General features: G+C 64.4%; 15 protein-coding genes. 8 read left to right on the top strand and 7 right to left on the bottom strand.

The window, feature by feature from the left end:
• Positions 1-137: 137 nt before the first annotated feature.
• The 3 genes from ACP2YO_RS31840 (at position 138) to ACP2YO_RS31830 (ending at position 6,579) form a co-directional block, all read left to right on the top strand.
• Positions 138-1,829, top strand: a complete 1,692-nt coding sequence (locus ACP2YO_RS31840; RefSeq protein ID WP_426435098.1) for a methyl-accepting chemotaxis protein — start codon at positions 138-140, stop codon at positions 1,827-1,829.
• A gap of 381 nt (positions 1,830-2,210) precedes the next feature.
• Complete coding sequence (locus ACP2YO_RS31835; RefSeq protein WP_426435097.1) at positions 2,211-5,390, top strand: efflux RND transporter permease subunit; 3,180 nt, start codon at positions 2,211-2,213, stop codon at positions 5,388-5,390.
• The gene (locus ACP2YO_RS31830; protein WP_426435096.1) at positions 5,377-6,579 is read left to right on the top strand and encodes an efflux RND transporter periplasmic adaptor subunit; all 1,203 of its coding nucleotides are present in this window, start codon (positions 5,377-5,379) and stop codon (positions 6,577-6,579) included. The genes ACP2YO_RS31835 and ACP2YO_RS31830 overlap by 14 nt, the downstream gene beginning before the upstream one ends.
• 191 nt (positions 6,580-6,770) lie before the next feature.
• Here ACP2YO_RS31830 and ACP2YO_RS31825 read toward each other — a convergent pair whose 3' ends face one another.
• The gene (locus ACP2YO_RS31825; RefSeq protein WP_426435095.1) at positions 6,771-8,285 is read right to left on the bottom strand and encodes an acetyl-CoA acetyltransferase; all 1,515 of its coding nucleotides are present in this window, start codon (positions 8,283-8,285) and stop codon (positions 6,771-6,773) included.
• A gap of 164 nt (positions 8,286-8,449) precedes the next feature.
• Positions 8,450-9,583: a nitronate monooxygenase gene (locus tag ACP2YO_RS31820; RefSeq protein WP_426435094.1), complete on the bottom strand. Its 1,134-nt coding sequence runs from the start codon at positions 9,581-9,583 to the stop codon at positions 8,450-8,452.
• Positions 9,584-9,863: 280 nt separating this feature from the next.
• On the opposite strand from ACP2YO_RS31820, the gene yghU reads away from it, so the two are divergent.
• Positions 9,864-10,742, top strand: a complete 879-nt coding sequence (yghU, locus tag ACP2YO_RS31815) for a glutathione-dependent disulfide-bond oxidoreductase (protein WP_426435093.1) — start codon at positions 9,864-9,866, stop codon at positions 10,740-10,742.
• A gap of 86 nt (positions 10,743-10,828) precedes the next feature.
• Here the strand turns inward: yghU and ACP2YO_RS31810 are convergent, their stop codons facing one another.
• The 4 genes from ACP2YO_RS31810 to ACP2YO_RS31795 form a co-directional block, all read right to left on the bottom strand.
• Complete coding sequence (locus tag ACP2YO_RS31810) at positions 10,829-11,446, bottom strand: flavin reductase family protein (RefSeq protein WP_426435092.1); 618 nt, start codon at positions 11,444-11,446, stop codon at positions 10,829-10,831.
• Positions 11,447-11,620: 174 nt separating this feature from the next.
• Entirely contained in the window at positions 11,621-12,895 is a 1,275-nt protein-coding gene (locus ACP2YO_RS31805) for an acyl-CoA dehydrogenase family protein (RefSeq protein WP_426435091.1), read from the bottom strand.
• A 174-nt stretch (positions 12,896-13,069) separates the two neighbouring features.
• Complete coding sequence (locus ACP2YO_RS31800) at positions 13,070-13,447, bottom strand: VOC family protein (protein WP_426435090.1); 378 nt, start codon at positions 13,445-13,447, stop codon at positions 13,070-13,072.
• 242 nt (positions 13,448-13,689) lie between these two features.
• Entirely contained in the window at positions 13,690-14,472 is a 783-nt protein-coding gene (locus ACP2YO_RS31795; RefSeq protein ID WP_426435089.1) for an SDR family NAD(P)-dependent oxidoreductase, read from the bottom strand.
• Positions 14,473-14,630: 158 nt separating this feature from the next.
• On the opposite strand from ACP2YO_RS31795, the gene ACP2YO_RS31790 reads away from it, so the two are divergent.
• Genes ACP2YO_RS31790 through ACP2YO_RS31780 form a run of 3 tightly spaced genes read left to right on the top strand, consistent with a single transcriptional unit; the run spans position 14,631 to position 16,837 of the window.
• Positions 14,631-15,425, top strand: coding sequence for an enoyl-CoA hydratase/isomerase (locus ACP2YO_RS31790; protein WP_426435088.1), 795 nt, complete (start codon positions 14,631-14,633; stop codon positions 15,423-15,425).
• Positions 15,422-16,405, top strand: a complete 984-nt coding sequence (locus tag ACP2YO_RS31785) for a phosphotransferase family protein (RefSeq protein WP_426435087.1) — start codon at positions 15,422-15,424, stop codon at positions 16,403-16,405. The genes ACP2YO_RS31790 and ACP2YO_RS31785 overlap by 4 nt, the downstream gene beginning before the upstream one ends.
• Before the next feature lie 60 nt (positions 16,406-16,465).
• A complete protein-coding gene (locus ACP2YO_RS31780; protein WP_426435086.1) occupies positions 16,466-16,837 on the top strand; it encodes a DUF6285 domain-containing protein in 372 nt (123 codons plus the stop codon).
• Positions 16,838-16,933: 96 nt separating this feature from the next.
• Here the strand turns inward: ACP2YO_RS31780 and ACP2YO_RS31775 are convergent, their stop codons facing one another.
• Positions 16,934-17,713: an enoyl-CoA hydratase-related protein gene (locus ACP2YO_RS31775; protein WP_426435085.1), complete on the bottom strand. Its 780-nt coding sequence runs from the start codon at positions 17,711-17,713 to the stop codon at positions 16,934-16,936.
• Between the two features lie 221 nt (positions 17,714-17,934).
• On the opposite strand from ACP2YO_RS31775, the gene ACP2YO_RS31770 reads away from it, so the two are divergent.
• Positions 17,935-19,209 carry an acyl-CoA dehydrogenase family protein gene (locus ACP2YO_RS31770; RefSeq protein ID WP_426435084.1) on the top strand — a complete coding sequence of 425 codons (1,275 nt, stop codon included), beginning with the start codon at positions 17,935-17,937 and terminating at the stop codon, positions 19,207-19,209.
• Positions 19,210-19,317 lie beyond the last annotated feature (108 nt).

Below are 19,317 nucleotides of genomic sequence, written 5' to 3'. Positions count from 1 at the left end.
TCATGTCAGTGCGATGACGACCACTCCGTAGTTCAACGGTGTTCCAAGTTAACTCTCCCGCAGGAGCCGGCAGGCATTGCTGCGTGTGGCGTCTTGCCGCGCCTTGTCTCTTCAGCCGTCACGATCGGATGCTCACGATGCTCGCCAAATACTCGATCCGCGCCAAGCTCATTTCCGTGGTCGCGTTCCTGCTCCTCGTCGTCACGGGTATGGGCCTGCTGGCCGTCAGGGATATGCGGGCGATCAACGCCAACACCGTCGACATCACGACCAATTGGCTGCCGAGCGTGCGCATTCTTGGCGAATTGCGCGCCGGCATCATCACCTACCGCAACGTGATCCGCGAGCACATGCTAGCCGAAACGCTCGAGGAGAAGCTGGCGGCGGAAAAGACCCTGGCCAGCGTCGTCGAGGCCAATACGAAGATCCGCACCACCTACGAGAGCATGATCACCTCGCCGCAAGAGCGCGGACTGTACAATCAGTGGGTCGACACCTGGACGAAGTACAAGAAGGGTACCGAAGCGGTGATGGAGCTGTCGCGCAAGGAAGCCGGCAAGATTCCGCATGAGGCCCACGAGCTGAACAGCAAGACCGTGAACAAGATTGGTCTGGAGGCCGACGAGATCCTGCGCAAGGACATCGATCTCAACAATACCGGCGCCGACAAGGCAGCCCAGGACGCGGCCGACAACTATTCGTCCGCCTTCATGATGCTTGCCGTGCTGCTAGGTGCGGCCATTATCGTCGGCGTCGGCGTGAGCTTCTACCTCGTTCGCGACATCTCCACCGGCATCGGCTCGATCGTCACGCCGATGCAGTCGCTGGGCCGCGGCGACTTGACCGCGACCGTGCCCCATCAGGGCGAGAAAACCGAGATCGGCGCCATGGCCGACACGCTGCAGGTCTTCAAGGAAGCCCTGATCGCCAAGAAGGCGGCCGATGAAGCCGCCGCGGCGGACGCGGAGGCCAAGATCGAGCGCGGCCGCCGGGTCGATGCCATCACCCGCAATTTCGAGACCATGATCGGCGAGATCGTCCAGACCGTCTCGTCGGCCTCGACCCAGCTCGAAGCCTCGGCCGGCACGCTCTCGTCGACCGCCACGCGGTCGGAGGAACTGACCACCGCGGTTGCCGCCGCCTCCGAGGAGGCCTCCGCCAACGTGCAGTCGGTGGCGTCTGCGACCGAAGAGCTGTCATCGTCGGTGACCGAGATCAGCCGCCAGGTGCAGGAATCGGCGCGGATGGCCGGCGATGCCGTCGGCCAGGCACGCACCACCAACGATCGCGTCAGCGAGCTGTCAAAGGCGGCCGCGCGGATCGGCGACGTCGTCGAGCTCATCAACACCATCGCCGGCCAGACCAATCTGCTGGCGCTGAACGCCACCATCGAGGCGGCGCGCGCCGGCGAAGCCGGCCGCGGCTTCGCCGTCGTGGCGTCGGAAGTAAAGGCGCTGGCCGAGCAGACCGCGAAGGCGACCGGCGAGATCGGCCAGCAGATTTCCGGTATCCAGGCCGCGACGCAGGAGTCGGTCGGCGCGATCAGGGAAATCTCTTCGACCATCGAGCGGCTGTCGGAGATCTCCTCCACCATCGCTGCTGCCGTCGAGGAGCAGGGCGCGGCGACGCAGGAGATTTCGCGCAACGTGCAGCAGGCTGCGCAAGGCACCCAGCAGGTCTCCGCCAACATCACCGACGTGCAGCGCGGCGCCACCGAGACCGGCTCGGCCTCGAGCCAGGTGCTGTCGGCCGCGCAGTCGCTGTCAGGCGACAGCAATCGCCTCAAGCTCGAAGTCGGCAAGTTCCTGGAGTCGGTCCGCGCCGCCTGACGCGGCAAGGGCCACCGGCGAGGCTATCGCTCTGGCGCTGCTTCGAAGCACGTGGCGATCATCTAACCCAGGCGTGGTGAGTTGAGGCGCTCACCACGCTTTTGCATTTCTGCAGACCTGCGATGCATCGTCGCGCCGGCTCCCTTTCGGAGCAAGGTCCGCCGCTTTTGGGCCGATGCCTGAACGCGCACTGGCAGCGCCGCCACCGGCGGGACCAGCGGTCTCACGAGCTATGCCAAGGAAGTGAAGGCCCCCGGGGCTCCACGGGTTGGCGTTTCGCTTCGCATCGGGTAAATCGTGCTGGCGTGGAACGGCTTTTTTTGGAACGCCGATTCCCTTGCCTGGGCAGGCTTTTTCGGGAATTTTAGGAATCCCCTTTCTATGATCGCACTGGTCCGTATCGCGCTGAGCCGGCCATATACTTTCGTCGTGCTCGCGCTGCTGCTGTTGATCATTGGACCGCTGGCGGCGCTGCGCACGCCGACCGACATCTTTCCGGACATCCGCATTCCCGTGATCGGTGTGGTCTGGCAGTACACCGGCCTGCCGCCGGACCAGATGTCGGGGCGCATCACCACCCCGTTCCAGCGCGCGCTGACCACGACGGTCAACGACATCGAGCACATCACCGCCAATTCCTATAACGGCTTTGGCATCATCAAGATCTTCTTCCAGCCCAACGTCGATATCCGCACCGCCAATGCGCAGGTCACGGCGATCTCGCAGACCCTGCTCAAGCAGATGCCGCCGGGCGCGACGCCGCCGTTGATCCTCAACTACAGCGCGTCCACCGTGCCGATCATCCAGGTCGCGCTGTCGGGCGAAGGCCTGACCGAGCAGAACCTCGCCGATATCGGAATCAACCAGCTGCGCACGCCGCTGGTCACGGTGCCGGGTGCTGCGATCCCCTATCCGTTCGGTGGCAAGCAGCGTCAGATCCAGATCGATCTCAACTCGACGGCGCTGCAGGCGCGCGGCTTGTCGGGCCAGGACGTCGCCAACGCGCTCGCGGCCCAAAACCTGATCACGCCGGTCGGCACCCAGAAGATCGGCGGCTTCGAATACACCGTCAATCTCAACAACTCGCCGCTCAAGATCGAGGAGCTCGGCGACCTCCCGATCAAGACCGTCAACGGCGCGATGGTCTATGTGCGCGACGTCGCCAGCGTGCGCGACGGCAACCCGCCGCAGACCAACATCGTCCACGTCGACGGCAATCGTTCGGTGCTGATGATGGTGCTGAAGGCCGGCGCGACCTCGACGCTCGATATCATCTCCGGCATCAAGCAGAAGGTGATCGACGTCAAGGACCAGATGCCGGATGCGCTCAAGATCGGCTTCATCGGCGACCAGTCGGTGTTCGTCCGCGGCGCGATCAAGGGCGTCGCCTTCGAGGGCGTGATCGCAGCACTGCTCACCAGCGTCATGATCCTGCTGTTTCTCGGCAGCTGGCGCTCGACGGTCATCATCGCCGTGTCGATCCCGCTGTCGGTGCTCGGCGCCATCATCATGCTGTCGGCGATCGGCGAGACGCTGAACATCATGACGCTCGGCGGCCTTGCGCTCGCGGTCGGCATCCTGGTCGACGACGCCACGGTGACGATCGAGAACATCAATTATCACCTCGAGCAGGGCAAGCCGGTCGAGCAGTCGATCCTCGACGGCGCCAACCAGATCGTGACGCCGGCCTTTGTCTCGCTGCTCTGCATCTGCATCGTGTTCGTGCCGATGTTCTTCCTGACCGGCGTGGCGCGCTTCCTGTTCGTGCCGATGGCGGAAGCCGTGATGTTCGCGATGATCTGGTCGTTCATCCTGTCGCGCACCCTGGTGCCGACCATGGCGAACTATTTGTTGCAGGCGCATGTGGATCACGAGGGCGCGCCGCCGAAGTCGCGCAATCCTTTGGTCTGGGTCCAGCGCGGTTTCGAGGCGCGGTTCGAACGCATCCGCAGCGGCTATCGCGGCCTGCTGGCGATGGCGCTCGGCCACCGCGCGGTGTTCGTGACCGGCTTCCTTGCCGTCGTGGCTGCGTCGTTCCTGCTGGTTCCGTTCCTGGGACGCAACTTCTTCCCGTCGGTCGACGCCGGCAATATCCTGATGCATGTCCGCACCCAGGTCGGCACCCGCGTCGAGGAGAGCGCCAATCAGCTCGCCGACATCCAGAAAGCGATCCGCAAGCTGATCCCCGGCGAGATCGAGACCCTGACCGACAATATCGGCATGCCGATCTCCGGCATCAACATGACCTACAACAACACCGGCATCATCGGCTCGCAGGACGGCGACGTCCAGATCAAGCTGAAGGAAGGCCACCGGCCGACCGAGGAGCACGTGCGCACGCTGCGTGAGCAGTTGCCGCGGCTGTTCCCGGGTGTCAGCTTCGCGTTCCTGCCGGCCGACATCGTCAGCCAGATCCTGAACTTCGGCGCGCCGGCCCCGATCGACCTGCAGATCCGCGGCGCCAACATCGAAGCGAACTTCGCCTATGCCTCCAAGCTGCTCGGCAGGATCCGCCGGATTCCCGGAATCGCGGATGCGCGTATCCAGCAATCGCCGAACAGCCCGACATTCAACATCGATGTCGACCGCACCCGCGCGCAATATGTCGGCCTGACCGAGCGCGACGTCACCAACGCCCTCGTGGTCAATCTCGCCGGCTCCTCGCAGGTCGCGCCGACCTACTACCTCAACCCCGACAACGGCGTATCCTATTCGATCGTGATGCAGACGCCGCAGTACCAGATCGACTCCTTGAGCGCGCTGCAGACGCTGCCGATCACCGCGACCGGCAACACGCAGGCGCCGATCCTCGGCGGCATCGCCGACATCAAGCGGTCGACGTCGAGCGCGGTGGTGTCGCAATACGACATCCAGTCGCTGGTGCAGATCTACGCGACGACGCAGGGCCGCGACCTCGGCGCTGTCGCCACCGAGGTGCGGGCGCTGATATCAGAGACCGCCAAGGAGGTGCCGAAGGGCTCGTCCGTGGTGCTGCTCGGCCAGGTGCAGACCATGAACTCAGCCTTCACCGGCCTGATGTTCGGCCTGCTCGGCGCGGTGGTGCTGATCTATTTCCTGATCGTCGTGAACTTCCAGTCCTGGTCGGACCCGTTCGTGATCATCACGGCGCTGCCGGCCGCGCTGGCGGGCATCGTCTGGATGCTGTTCACGACCCAGACGACGCTGTCGGTGCCGGCGCTGACCGGCGCCATCATGTGCATGGGTGTGGCGACCGCCAACAGCGTGCTCGTGATCAGTTTCGCCCGCGAGCGCTATGAGGAACTCGGCGACCCCGTCGCGGCCGCGCTGGATGCCGGGTTCGTCCGGTTCCGCCCGGTGCTGATGACCGCGCTGGCCATGATCATCGGCATGGCGCCGATGGCGCTGGGGCTGGGCGAGGGCGGTGAGCAGAATGCTCCGCTCGGCCGCGCCGTGATCGGCGGCCTGATCTTTGCAACATTCGCAACGCTGATGTTCGTTCCCGTGGTATTCAGTATGGTACACAAGAAACTAGGCGCCAAAGCCACCGCCTCATCGGAGATCCCGCATGCCGCCCACTGAACAGCGCCCGCCGGTGTCGCGCCGGAAACTGGGCATATTCGGCGTGGTGGCGCTGATCGCCGCAGGCCTGATCGTCGGCACCGGCATTCGCGCCCGCGAGGAGCAGGGCACGCAGCTGAAGGATTGGACCGAGGATCAGGCCATTCCGACCGTTGCGGTGGCCTTCCCCAACGCCAAGGCATCAAGCCCCACGATCGATCTGCCGGGCCGGCTGGAAGCCTACTACCGCGCGCCGATCTTTGCGCGGGTGTCCGGATACCTCAAGAGCTGGAGCGTGGATATCGGCGCGAGGGTCAAGGCCGGTCAGGTGATTGCCGAAATCGAGGCCCCCGACCTCGACCAGCAATTGCTGCAGGCGCGCGCCGACCTGGCGAGCGCGCAGGCCAGCGCCAAGCTTTCGGAGGCTACGCTTAACCGGCGCAAGACGCTGGTGGCGTCGAACTTCGTCTCGGCGCAGGAGATCGACGAGCGCACCGCCGACCTCTCCAACAAGGTCGGCTCGGTCAATTCGGGCCAGGCCAATGTCGAGCGGCTGGAAGCACTCGCCGGCTACAAGAAGATCACGGTGCCCTTCGACGGCGTGGTGACGGCGCGCGACACCGACGTCGGCGCGCTGATCAACGCCGGCGGCACCGCCGGCCCCGCGATGTTTGTGGTCTCCGACATCAAGAAGCTGCGCGTCTATGTCAACGTGCCGCAGACCTACGTGCCGGCGATCAAGATCGGCGCCAAGGCCACCATCTCGATGCCGGAATATCCCAACCGGACGTTCCAGGCGACGGTGGAAGCCTCCTCGCAGGCCGTCGATGTGGCCTCCGGCACCACGCGGATGCAACTCGGCCTCGATAATCCCGCGGGCGAACTGATGCCGGGCGGCTATGCCAGCGTGAAGCTCAGCCTGCAGCGCGATTCCACGCCGCTGAGCATTCCCGCCAGCGCGCTGATCTTCAACAGCAGCGGATTGCGGGTCGCGACGGTGGGCCCGGACGACAAGGTGCTGTTCAAGACGGTGACGATCGGTCGCGATATGGGCAAGGAGATCGAGCTGGCGTCGGGCCTTGCGTCCGACGACCGCGTCATCACCGCGCCGCCGGATGGCCTGGCCGACGGCGACCATGTGCGCGTGACCGGTGTCGGCGCCAAGGGCAAGCCGACCACCGCCTCCGAAAAGCAGGACGTGAAGGGGTAGGGGCGAGGCTCGCTACCCGTCACCTCGCCCCGCTTGCGGGGAGAGGTCGGATCGCATCGCGAGATGCGATCCGGGTGAGGGGGAGTCTCCGCTTGCTCACGTCTTTCGAAATTTGCGGAGAGAGCCCCTCACCCCAACCCCCTAAGAGCGAGCTTCGCTCGTCTCGACCCCGCAAGGGCGGGGCGACGGAGTCATCCAACCCGCCATTCCAGCATGCCGTCACCGGCAGTGACGATGTCGCTGAGTGCGCCAACCGGCGTGCGGTCCATGTTCTGCAGATAGGCGAGCGTCGTCTTATCGCTCGCCGGAATCCGTCCCAGCGTCCGCTGGCCGTCTTCGGTGCGCAGCATCGTCACGCCGTGCTCGACCTCGCCATTGGCACGGTAGATCACGGTGAAAGCCTCGACCTTGCCCTTGCCTTGAGCGGAGGTCGTGAAATCAGGCACCTTCTGGCGATGGCGGTCGGCTTCCGTCTGCACGCTGATGTCCTGCTTGAGCGCTTCCATCGGCGCCGCGCGTGACAGCACGAGGCCATGATGCTTGGTGACGAAGCCGCCCTGGCCGTAGAGCAGGCCGAGCTTGCCGCCGTTTCTCAATTTCCGCACCATCGCGCAGGCCGCATGCGTCATGTAGGTGTTGAGCGGCGCGCCGAAGAACGTTAGTCCGCCGGTCACCGTTGGCTGCACGTCCGCGCCGAGACCGAGCGTCCGCCGCGCCATCTTCGGCACGCAGGGGAAGCAACTATAGAGCTCGATGGCGTCGAACTTCCGGCCGTCGCCCTCGACGAGGTCCATCACCGTTTTCAGCACGGCAGTCTGCGCGTGGCTCTCGACGAACTGGTCGCGGGTCAGGTAGTCGCGGGGCTCCTCGGCGGACGCGCCGCCGAGCGGATAGATCAGCTTCTCCTCCGGCACGCCGGCCGCGCGCGCTTTCGCGAGGCTGGTCAGGATCAGCGCGCCGCCCATGTTCACGGTCGGGTTCGCCACCATCAGTTTTGTATAGGGCCACGCGATCAGCCGGTTGTCCTGTGAAGGCGTCGTGATCTCGTCGCCGGTGAAGCGCTTCTTCAGCCAGGAGTTCGGATTGTCGGCCGCGACGCGCGCATAGGTCGACCACAGCTCCCCCGATTCCTTCAGCGCCTCGCGCGGCGTCTGGCCCCAATGCGCCGACGTAGCGGACTCGTAGAGCGGGTAGACCGTGATCGGCCTGAATACGCCGAGCGTCACCGCCATCGGCTTCTGGAACGCGGCGCCGCGCTTCGGCTCCTCGACGTCGTGCGCGAATGGCGTCCACGGCAACTCGATCCCGGCGCGCTGCGCTTTCGTCGCGGTCGACTGCGCTTCGGCTCCGCAGACCGCGGCGACGCTGCATTCGCCGCGCGCGATGCGCTGTGCCGCCTCGTGCAGATAGCGGATCGGGCTCTCGCCGCCGACCGGGCCGTAATAGAGATGCGCAGGTGTGATGCCGAGGCGCTGGGCGAGCTGCTTGTCGGGATCGCGGTAGCGCCAGCTCAGGAAGTTGACGATGTCGAGCGACTGGATGTCGCCGAGCAGCTTTGTGCCGCTGTCGGCCTCGGCGCGCTGCAGCGCCTGTTCCAGCAAGGTCAGCGGCTCGAGGCCGGCGGCGATGTCCGTTGGACGATCGATGATCTCGCCGACGCCGACGATGACGGGAATGCGGTCTTCGGGGAGAGGGGATTTTGTCATTTCTTCTTGCTTCGCTTGTTAGGTCTTTGCCACGCCGTCGCCCTTCGAGGCGCGCAAGGGCGCGCACCTCAGGGTGACGGCTACATGGACGTCGTCATCCTGGGGTGCGAGCCTTGCGGCGCACTTGCGCCGCTGGGCGAGCCTCGAAGGATGGGCCACATATGCTACTCCGCCACCAGCGCATTCATGTGCTCGACGGCCTCGATGAAATCCTCCTTGAACTCCTGCACCACGGCGCTGGCGGATTTCACGCTGTCGATCAGGCCGACGCCCTGGCCGACGAAGTAGCTGACGAGATCGCGGGCCTTGGCATTGCCACCTGCCGCCGCGCGGTCGATCGAGTTGAAGGCGTCGCGGCTGATGATGCTTTGCAGCGGCATCGGCAGCGCGCCGGGGCTCTCGGGCGAGCGGTCCCATGCATCGGTCCAGACCGAGCGGAGCTGGCGCGCCGGCTTGCCGGTGCGGCCCTTCGAGCGCACCGCGTCGCGCGAGGACGCCGCGATCATCTTCTCGCGGAAGATTTCCGACGTCTCCGATTCAACGGTGGCGAGCCACACCGAGCCGGTCCATGCGCCGGCCGCGCCCATCGCCATGCAGGCCGCCATCTGCCTGCCGGTCATGATGCCGCCGGCCGCCAGCACCGGGACGTCGCGGATCGGCTTGATCGCCTTGATCACCTCGGGCACCAGCACCATGGTCGAGACCTCGCCGCAATGGCCGCCGGCCTCGGTGCCCTGCACGACCAGGATGTCGACGCCGGCCGCGACCTGGCGCAGGGCATGTTCCTTGGCCCCGACGAGTGCGGCCACAGGCACGCCGTGTTTTTTGGCGCGATCGATCATCGCTTTCGGCGGCACGCCGAGCGCATTGGCGATCAGCTTGATCGGATGCCGGAACGAGACGTCGAGCAGCTCCAGCGCGGTCTCGGCATCGAACGGCTGCGGCCGGTTGTCGGCGACGTTCCTGGTCGTGAGCTCGATGTCGTATTTTTTCAGCAGATTGCGGGTGAAGTCGCGATGTTCCTGCGAGACCCGCTTCTCCAGGCTCTTCCAGGTGACGTTCTTCTCACCTGACGTCAAGATGTTCTCGGGGATCAGCACGTCGACGCCGTAGGGCTTGCCGTCGACATGCGCGTCGATCCATTTCAGCTCCTGCTCCAGCGTCTCCGGCGTATGCGCGGTGGCGCCGAACACGCCGAAGCCGCCGGCGCGGCTGACCGCCGCCACCACGTCGCGGCAATGGCTGAAGGCGAGCAGGGGGAATTCGATTCCCAGCATGTCGCAGATCGGTGATTTCATCGCTTCGTTCTCTCCCGCGAGCCGCTTCTTGGGCTTCTTTGTATCAGGCTCCGCGACGCTAGCGCATCATGGACAATCAAGCCAAGCGGGTTTCGCCCGCGGCGATCTTGCGCGCAGGCGCTGCCGCGTCCCTGCGATGCATTCCGCAGGAGAGAAAAAGCAGTTTCGTAGGGTGGGCAAAGCGAAGCGTGCCCACCATCTAGTGCGGAGTTGTAAACGGTGGGCACGGCGCTTCGCGCCTTTGCCCACCCTGCAAGGCCGCAATCAGGGAGCCATCCAAGTGACCGACGTACCGACATACGAGCCGCCGAAAGTCTGGACCTGGAACAAGGAGAGCGGCGGGCGCTTCGCCAGCATCAACCGGCCGATCGCCGGGCCCACGCACGAGAAGGAATTGCCGGTCGGACGTCATCCGCTGCAACTTTATTCCCTGGCGACGCCGAACGGAGTCAAGGTCACCGTGATGCTGGAGGAACTGCTGGCGGCGGGGCACAAGGGTGCGGAGTACGACGCCTGGCTGATCAAGATCGACGGCAACCAGTTCGGCAGCGGTTTTGTCGGCGTTAATCCGAATTCGAAGATCCCGGCGCTGATGGACCGCAGCGGGCCGGAGGCTATCCGGGTGTTTGAATCGGGCTCGATCCTGGTCTACCTCGCCGAAAAGTTCGGCGCCTTCCTGCCGACCGACGTCAAGACCCGTGCGGAGACCTTCTCCTGGTTGTTCTGGCAGATGGGCTCGGCGCCCTATCTCGGCGGCGGCTTCGGCCACTTCTACGCCTACGCGCCGACCAAGATCGAATACGCCATCGACCGTTTTGCGATGGAGGTGAAGCGCCAACTCGACGTGCTCGACCGCAGGCTCGCCGACAACGAATATCTCGCCGGCAATGTCTACACCATCGCCGACATCGCGGTATGGCCGTGGTACGGCGGCCTGGCGAAAGGCCTGCTCTACGGCGGCGGCGAATTCCTCTCGGTGCAGGACTACAAGAACGTGCAGCGCTGGACCGACGCGATCGCCGCTCGCCCCGCCGTGAAGCGCGGCCGCATGGTCAACCGCACTTGGGGCGAGCCGTCGAGCCAGCTCCACGAGCGCCACGACGCCAGCGATTTCGAGACCATGACGCAGGACAAGATCGGCGAGCCGGCTGCGACGTAGGACAGCGCAGGGCGGATTAGCGTTAGCGTAATCGGCCATGTCTGCGCAAAGAGGCGGGTTACGCTAACGCTAACGCGCCCCACGAACTACTTGCCCTTCGCGCTTTCGGCCGCCGGGAACACCACGCGGTCATCGGTGCGGCAGTAGCGGTCGGCGAACATGCGGCCGATCGGGTGATAGCGCTCCATGTGCACGCGCATGGCGTCGCGATCCCACAATTCGTCGCGGATGTAGAAGTTGATGCCTTCGCCCATGATGAGCTGGCGGTCGCCATTGACGTCGATCAGCTTCCAGGTCTTGCATTCCATCGCCCAGGGCGTGTCGGCGAGCCTGGGCACCGCGACCTTGCTCGATGGCGCAAGCTTCAGGCCGAGATAGGAGGGTTCGCCGATGTCAGGCGGAAAATCTCCGCTGCTCTCGTGCATCGCGCGCGCCAAGGGCTCATCGGCGAGATTGACCACGAACTCGCCCGTGCGGCGGATGTTGACCAGCGTGTCCTTCTCCTGGCCGTCGGGCCCGCGGTTGGCCGCGAACATGCAGAGCGGTGGGTCCTCGCAGAACACGTTGAAGAACGAGAACGGCGCGGCATTGACCACGCCGCCCTCGCCGATGCTCGTCACCCAGGCAATCGGTCGCGGCAGCACGAACGAGGTGAGTACCTTGTAGCGTTCGCGCTGGCTGAGGTCGCTAGCGGCGTATTCCATGCGAGATCCCTTCTTGCTTACCTCGCCCCGCTTGCGGGGAGAGGTCGTATCGCATCGCAGATGCGATACGGGTGAGGGGGAGTCTCCGCGAATCCGCTCTTCACCGTCTTTGTGGAATCAGCCCCTCACCCCAACCCTCTCCCCGCGAAGAGCGGGGCTAAGGGGAGGAAGACCTTACGGCATGCTCAGTTCGTGGCGGCCGACCACCATCCAGTGCACCTCGTCCGGACCGTCGGCGAAGCGGAGGTGGCGGACGTCCTGGTACATCTCGCCGAGCGGGCTCCATTGCGAAATACCGGTGGCTCCGTGCATCTGGATAGCCTGGTCGATGATCTTGCATGTGCGCTCCGGCACCATGGCTTTCACCATGCTGACCCAGATTCGCGCTTCCTTGTTGCCGAGCACGTCCATCGCCTTGGCAGCCTTAAGCACCATCAGCCGCATCGCCTCGATCTCGCAGCGGGCCTGCGCGATGATCTGCAGATTGCCGCCGAGATGGGCGATCTTCTTGCCGAACGCTTCGCGGGTCAGGCCGCGCGACACCATCAGGTCGAGCGCCTTCTCGGCTTTACCGATCGTTCGCATGCAGTGATGGATGCGGCCGGGTCCGAGGCGGACCTGCGAGATTTCAAAACCGCGGCCTTCGCCGAGCAGCATGTTCTCCTTCGGCACCCTGCAATTGTTGAAGCGCAGGTGCATGTGGCCGCGCGGCGCGTGGTCGTGGCCGAACACATGCATCGGCCCCAGGATTTCGACGCCGGGCGTGTCGATCGGCACCAGGATCTGCGATTGCTGCTTGCTCGGCGGCGCGTCGGGATTGGTCTTCACCATCACGATCATGATCTTGCAGCGCGGATCGCCGGCGCCGGAGATGTAATATTTCTCGCCGTTGATCACCCATTCGTCGCCGACCAGCTTCGCGCTGGTCGAGATGTTCTTGGCATCGGAGGAGGCGACATTCGGTTCGGTCATCGCATAGGCGGAGCGGATTTCCCCGGCGAGCAGCGGCTTCAGCCACTTTTCTTTCTGCGCCTTGGTACCGACGCGCTCCAGCACTTCCATGTTGCCGGTATCGGGCGCGGAGCAGTTCATCGTCTCGGACGCCAGCGGATTTTTCGCGAGCTCGACTGCGATATAGGCGTAGTCGAGGTTCTTCAGGCCCTGGCCGGTCTCATCGTCCGGCAGGAAGAAGTTCCACAGGCCTTCCTCCTTCGCCTTGTCCTTGGCCTTCTGCAGCACCGCAAGTTGCTCCGGCGTGAAGCTCCAACGGTCCTTCTTGCCGTCGCCGAGCCGCATGAACTCGACGGACATCGGGTCGACCGTCTCGCGGATGAATTTCTTGACGTGCTCGTAAAGCGGACGGACCTCGTCCGACATCCTGAGATCGTTCAGTTCTTCACCTGGATTGAGATTGTAGGTAGTCGTTCGCGGGATATAGGCGTGTTTCATTCTTGTTCCTCCCATCGGCGAAATGCGCGCTTCGCGACGTACAATAAACGTACGCGTTGCGAAGCGCGAGCCGATTTTCCGGATGATCGCTACCGCATCGCGGAATATGGCGACGGCGCTTAAAACAATGTTTGAACGCCGTCGTCACAACGCGGAATTCGACGAAGTCCCGGTTCAGCTCATCCGGTGCATGGCGCAGATTTTGTTGCCGTCGAGGTCACGAAGATAGGCGAGATAGAACTTGCCCGACGCGCTTTCGCGCACGCCGGGCGGCTCTTCACACGACTTGCCGCCATTGGCGACCCCCGCCGTGTGCCAGGCCTCGACCTGCTCGGGCGAACTGGAGGCAAAGCCGATCGTTCCGCCATTGGCGTGCGTCGCCGGTTCGCCGTTGATCGGTTGGGAGACCGAGAAAACACCTGTCTTGGTGATGTAGAAGATACGGTGACCGTCGACCCTGGCTGGCCGGACGTCGAGCGTGGCCAGCAGCGCGTCGTAGAATGTCTTGGCCTTGTCGAGGTCGTTGGTGCCGAGCATCACGTGCGAAAACATTCTGAAATCCTCCTCGTTACCTGTGGTTCGAACGCTAACAGCACTTTCCTTGCAACGGAAGCGGTCGTCGCGTCGCGCCGTACCCGGCTCTCCTGCTGTCGTCCCTGCGAGAGCAGGGACCCAACCACCGATGTCAATTATTGCGCGTCGCTGGAACGACGAGTCCCGTTCACCACACAAGCCGCGGCGTATGGGTCCCTGCTTTCGCAGGGACGACACCGGTGAGGGTGACAGGGCGAGCCCTAAAACGCCGTATACCCGCCGTCAATCACGAAGGTATCAGCCGTATGATACGATGACGCCTTGCTCATGATGTAGACCGCGATGCCGCCGAAATCGGAGGGCTCGCCGAAGCGTCGCACCGGGATGCGCGGCATGACGTTGGCCACGAATTTGTCGTTGGCCATGATGCCGGCGGTCATGTCGCTCCTGATCCAGCCGGGCAGGATCGCGTTCGCGGTGACACCGTAGCGTGCGAGCTCGACGGCGAGCGCGCGGCACAGCGCGTTCAGCGCCGCTTTCGTGCCGGCGTAATGCTCGTTGCGGGCGGTGCCGAACAGCGAGGCCAGGCTCGAGGTCGCGACCAGCCGGCCGAAACCGTCGCCGGCCTCGGCGCGCTCGGTCATGTGGCGCGCGGCGACCTGGAATACATGGAAGACGCCGTCGAGATTGGTCGCGAACATCTTTCGCCATTCTTCTTCGGTGCGGTCGATGAAGGCGCGGCGTCCGCCGCCGCCGATGCCGGCGTTGGCAAAGCAGCCGTCGACGCGGCCGAAGGTGTCCAGCGTCGCCTGCATCGCAGCCTTTACGGAGGCAGGATCGCTGACGTCGCAGACTTGGGTTGCAACCTTGCCGGGACCCGCCGCCATCGAGGCCGCGGCGCTCGCGTTCTTCTCGGCGTTGCGCCCCCAGATCGAGACGTTGCAGCCGGCAGCGTTCAGCGCCTGCGCGATACCGAGGCCGATGCCGCCATTGCCGCCGGTGATCACAGCGACGCGGCCGGTGAGGTCGAAGATGCCACTCATTGGGGTTTCCATTTGGTTTGGCGCGCGTTAATCGTGCGCTCAAGCGACGAGCTTGGCCGCAACCATGGACAAGCCCGGCACAAAAATCAAATATGGGTCGGAGCATCAAATTCGACCTACCGCGGTACCAACCGCCGAGACAACGAAAAGAGGAAACCATGCAGTTCAAGCACGTCACGCTGGACTTCGACGGATCGGTCGCGATCCTCAAGCTCGACCATCAGGAGGTCATGAACGCCGTGTCGATGGACATGCTGGGCGGCCTTGCCGAGGCGCTCGATGCGATCGACGACAAGCGTGACGAGGTACGCTGCCTGGTCATCACCGGCGCGGGCCGCGCGTTCTGCACCGGCGCCAATCTGCAGGGCCGCGCCGCGCAGCAGAAGCCGGGCAAGAGCAATGCCGGCGCTGCGCTCGAGACCGCCTTCCATCCATTCCTGCGCCGTTTGCGTAAGCTACACTGTCCGATCGTGACAGCGGTCAACGGCCCGGCCGCCGGCGCCGGCATGAGCTTCGCCTTGATGGGCGACCTGATCCTGTGTGCGCGCTCGTCCTATTTCCTGCAGGCATTCCGCCGCATCGGCCTGGTGCCGGACTGCGGGTCGACCTGGATGTTGCCGCGGCTGATCGGCAAGGCGCGCTCGGTCGAGCTGTCGCTGCTCGGCGAGCGGCTGCCGGCCGAGAAAGCGCTGGAATGGGGCCTCGTCAACCGCGTCTATGACGACGGCGCGCTGATGGAGGAGACGATGAAGCTCGCGCACGAACTCGCCAACGGTCCGACCGTCGCACTGTCGCTGATCCGCAAGCTGTACTGGGACAGCCCGGAGAATTCGTTCGAAGACCAGCTCAACCTCGAATTCGAGTCGCAGCGTATCGCCGGCGGCGCCGCAGACTTCAAGGAAGGCGTCACCGCGTTCCTCGAGAAGCGGCCGGCGAAGTTTACAGGCAAATGATCGAAGCCGAACTCGAGCGCTGCGCCGCCTCGTTCCTGTCAGGCGCGACCGGTGTCACGGGCGCGGCAAAGCTGTCCGGCGGCGCCAGCCAGGAAACGTGGACGTTCGACATCGTGCACCCGGCCGGCAATGTCGGCGCGATCCTGCGGCGTGCACCGCCGGGTTATGGCGCAGCGCCGGGCCGCGCCGCCGGCCTCGATGCGGAAGCTGTGCTGATGCAGCTTGCCCATGACGCGGGCTTGCCGTCGCCGAAGGTGATGCATGTCTTGACGCCGGAAGACGGCCTTGGCCGCGGCTTCATCATGGCGCGTATCGAAGGCGAGACCATCGCGCGCAAGATTTTGCGTGACGAGGAATTTGCCAGTGCGCGGCCGATCCTGGCGCGGCAACTCGGCCGCGTGATCGCGGGTATCCACGGCCTGCCGCAGGCCAAGCTGCCGGAACTGCGCAGCATGACGGCGACCAAGGAGATCGAAGCACTCACGCACGAATATCAGAGCTTCAACTGGCCGCGGCCCGTGTTCGAGCTGGCACTACGCTGGCTGCGCGATCACGATCCCGGCCCGTCGTCTAATGTCACGCTGGTGCATGGCGATTTCCGCCACGGCAATCTCATCATCGGCCCCGATGGGGTTCGCGCCGTGCTCGACTGGGAGCTGGCGCATCTCGGCGATCCGATGGAGGATCTGGGCTGGGTCTGCGTCAACTCATGGCGCTTCGGCGAGATCGACAAGCCGGTCGGCGGCTTCGGTTCGCGTGAGGAGCTGTTCGCCGGTTACGCGGAGGCCGGCCGCAAGGCCGATCCGGACAGGGTGATGTTCTGGGAGGTGATGGGCACGCTGCGCTGGGGCGTCATGTGCTGCGGCATGATGCAGCGCTTTCGTTCCGGCCCCGATCATTCGATGGAGCGCGCGATGATCGGGCGGCGCTCGTCCGAGACCGAGATCGATCTGCTCAGGCTCCTGGCTCCGCGCGTATGATCCCGAAAAGTGGTATCCGGTTTTCGGAATAGATCATGCGCAAACAGAGAGGGAAGTGACATGCAGGACGAACCGACACCCACCGAACTGATCAAGGCCGTCGCCGACTTCCTGCGCAACGAGATCACGCCCGTCATCAAGGGCCACAATGCGTTCAAGCTCCGCGTTAGCATCAACGCGCTCGATCTGGTGACGCGGCAGCTTGCGCTGGCAGACGAGGGCGACGCGGCCGAGGCTGCGCGGCTGAAGCACTTGCTCGGTAGCGACGGCTCGCTGGTCGAGCTCAACCGTGCGCTATCGGAGAAGATCGCGAGCGGCGAGGTGGATCTGAACACGCCGGGCCTGTCGGAGCATCTCTGGCAGACCACGATGGCCAAGCTCGCCGTCGATCAGCCGAACTACGCGTCGTACAAGAGGGAGCTGGACACGTAGGATGGGTGGAGCGAAGCGATACCCATCGCCTTCGTGCCGCCAATTGATGGGTATCGCTGCGCTCCACCCATCCTACGAAAGCGGTGGGGGAAGCGGTCACTTCCCCAGCCACTTCGGCGGACGCTTCTCCGCAAATGCCTTCGGGCCCTCGATGTAATCCTGCGAGGCCGCCATCGCCTTCACCGCCGGATACTCCCGCTGCTCGGCGATCGCCTGCTCCAGTGACACTTCGAGCCCGCGCTGGATCGCCTGCTTGGAGGCCCGGATCGACATCGGCGAGTTCTTGGCGATGGTCTCGGCCCAGCGCTCCGCAGCGGCCAAGGCCTCGCCCTGCGGCACCACCTCGTTGACGAAGCCAAGCTCCTGGCCTTCCTTGGCGCTGACATGGCGCGCGGTCAGGATCATGCCCATGGCGCGCTTCAGCCCGATCTGCCGCGGCAACCGGTGCACGCCGCCAGCGAGCGCGGCGAGGCCAACGCGCGGTTCGGGCAGTGCGAAAGTGGCGTTCTCTGCCGCGATGATCAGGTCGCAGGCGAGCGCGATCTCGAATCCGCCGCCCATCGCCACGCCGTTGACGGCGGCGATGATCGGCTTATCGCAGTCGAAGCGGGTGGTCAGCCCGGCGAAGCCGCCCTTGTCCCAGCCGCGTTTTCCCCCGGCCGCCTGCCACTTCAAATCGTTGCCGGCGCAGAACGCCTTGTCGCCGGCGCCGGTGACGATCGCGATCCATTGCTCGGGATCGGCGGAGAAGTCGTCGAACACCTTGTTGAGCTCGAAATGCGCGTCGATATGCAGCGCGTTGTAAACCTCGGGGCGCGACAGCGTCACGATGGTGATGGGACCCTTGCGCGTTACCTTGGAGAATTTCAGATCCATGTTGGCTCCCGTCGATTTTCTGTGGCGAAGAATATGCCTGGCATTCTAGCGCGTGCGCGCCGGCCGGTGCCATCCAAATACGCAAAGGCACCGCGCGTGCAAGCCTCAACCGCCTGCTTGACTTGGGTCCGCGCTTCTCAGCTTAATCGATCTGAAGGCGCAGGCGCGATAGCGCCTAAACGCAAAAGCAAGATCAACAACATTTTCCGGGAGAGACTGCCTTGGATTTCAATCTGCCGGCTGACCTGACAGCCTATCTCGCCGAACTCGATCACTTCATCGAGCGCGAGATCAAGCCGCTCGAAGCGGCCGACGACAACATCCGCTTCTTCGACCATCGCCGCGAATGGGCGCGCACCGATTTCGACAATGGCGGCCTGCCGCGGCATGAATGGGAGGCGCTGCTGCGCAAGGCCAAGAATCTGGCCGATGCCGCCGGCCATCTGCGCTTCGCTATCCCGAAGCGCTATGGCGGCAAGGACGGCTCCAACCTCTGGATGGCGGTGATCCGCGAGCATTTCGCCTCGAAGGGCCTTGGCCTGCACAACGATCTGCAGAACGAGCATTCGATTGTCGGCAATCTGCCCATCGTGACCATGATCGATCGCTACGGAACCGACGAGCAGAAGGCGATGATCGACGGTTCCATCACCGGCAAATACCGCATCACCTTTGGTCTCACCGAGCCGGAACATGGCTCCGATGCCACGCACATGGAAACCAGAGCGGTGCCGGGGACCCGTGACAATGTGAAGGGCTGGATCATCGACGGCGAGAAGATGTGGACGACCGGCATGCATGTCGCCACGCATTGTGCGCTGTTCGCGCGCACTAGCGGCAATGACGGCGACGCGCGCGGCATCACTTGCTTCCTGGTGCCCGCGAAATCCGAAGGCGTGAAGGTCGAGGAGTATATGTGGACCTTCAACATGCCGACCGATCACCCGCGCGTCTCTTTCACCGATGTGTTCGTGCCCGAAGATGCGCTGTTCGGTGAGGTCGGCCGCGGCCTGTCGCTGGCGCAGTGTTTTGTCCATGAGAACCGGATCCGCCAGGCGGCGAGTTCGCTGGGCGCAGCGGTTTATTGCATCAATGAGAGCGTGAAATATGCGCGCGAGCGAAAGCCGTTCGGCAAGGCGCTCGCCGAGAACCAGGCGATCCAGTGGCCGCTGGTCGAGCTTGCCACCCAGGCCGAGATGCTGCGGCTGTTGATCCGCAAGACCGCCTGGGAGATGGACCAGCTCACCCAGGCGCAGGTCGAGCACACGTTGTCGGACCGGGTCTCGATGTGCAACTTCTGGGCAAACCGTCTGTGCTGCGAGGCTGCCGACCGCGCGATGCAGGTGCATGGCGGCATGGGCTATTCGCGTCACAAACCGTTCGAGCACATCTACCGCCACCATCGCCGTTACCGCATCACCGAAGGCAGCGAGGAAATCCAGAAGCGCAAGGTGGCGGGCTTCCTGTTCGGTTACATGGGAGCGGGGAAGCATTGAGTCTGGAGGCGCGGCGTCGCCATACGTTCACTCGTCATACCCAGCGAAAGCGGGGTATCCAGTACGCCGCGGCCTATCGATTTGATCACTGCTGTCTCTGGGATACTG

The organism is Bradyrhizobium genosp. P, from assembly GCF_049949265.1.
In the GTDB taxonomy this organism is placed as follows: Bacteria; Pseudomonadota; Alphaproteobacteria; order Rhizobiales; family Xanthobacteraceae; genus Bradyrhizobium.
This window is presented reverse-complemented; position numbering and strand designations above follow the sequence as displayed.

What these genes read in the sequence shown, in the direction of transcription:
- ACP2YO_RS31775 (WP_426435085.1), bottom strand. Translation starts at nt 17,713, where the DNA reads ATGGATCTGAAATTCTCCAAGGTAACGCGCAAGGGTCCCATCACCATC.
- ACP2YO_RS31825 (WP_426435095.1), bottom strand. Translation starts at nt 8,285, where the DNA reads ATGACAAAATCCCCTCTCCCCGAAGACCGCATTCCCGTCATCGTCGGC.
- ACP2YO_RS31820 (WP_426435094.1), bottom strand. Translation starts at nt 9,583, where the DNA reads ATGAAATCACCGATCTGCGACATGCTGGGAATCGAATTCCCCCTGCTC.
- ACP2YO_RS31830 (WP_426435096.1), top strand. Translation starts at nt 5,377, where the DNA reads ATGCCGCCCACTGAACAGCGCCCGCCGGTGTCGCGCCGGAAACTGGGC.
- ACP2YO_RS31840 (WP_426435098.1), top strand. Translation starts at nt 138, where the DNA reads ATGCTCGCCAAATACTCGATCCGCGCCAAGCTCATTTCCGTGGTCGCG.
- ACP2YO_RS31790 (WP_426435088.1), top strand. Translation starts at nt 14,631, where the DNA reads ATGCAGTTCAAGCACGTCACGCTGGACTTCGACGGATCGGTCGCGATC.
- ACP2YO_RS31785 (WP_426435087.1), top strand. Translation starts at nt 15,422, where the DNA reads ATGATCGAAGCCGAACTCGAGCGCTGCGCCGCCTCGTTCCTGTCAGGC.
- ACP2YO_RS31780 (WP_426435086.1), top strand. Translation starts at nt 16,466, where the DNA reads ATGCAGGACGAACCGACACCCACCGAACTGATCAAGGCCGTCGCCGAC.
- ACP2YO_RS31795 (WP_426435089.1), bottom strand. Translation starts at nt 14,472, where the DNA reads ATGAGTGGCATCTTCGACCTCACCGGCCGCGTCGCTGTGATCACCGGC.
- ACP2YO_RS31805 (WP_426435091.1), bottom strand. Translation starts at nt 12,895, where the DNA reads ATGAAACACGCCTATATCCCGCGAACGACTACCTACAATCTCAATCCA.
- ACP2YO_RS31810 (WP_426435092.1), bottom strand. Translation starts at nt 11,446, where the DNA reads ATGGAATACGCCGCTAGCGACCTCAGCCAGCGCGAACGCTACAAGGTA.
- ACP2YO_RS31835 (WP_426435097.1), top strand. Translation starts at nt 2,211, where the DNA reads ATGATCGCACTGGTCCGTATCGCGCTGAGCCGGCCATATACTTTCGTC.
- ACP2YO_RS31800 (WP_426435090.1), bottom strand. Translation starts at nt 13,447, where the DNA reads ATGTTTTCGCACGTGATGCTCGGCACCAACGACCTCGACAAGGCCAAG.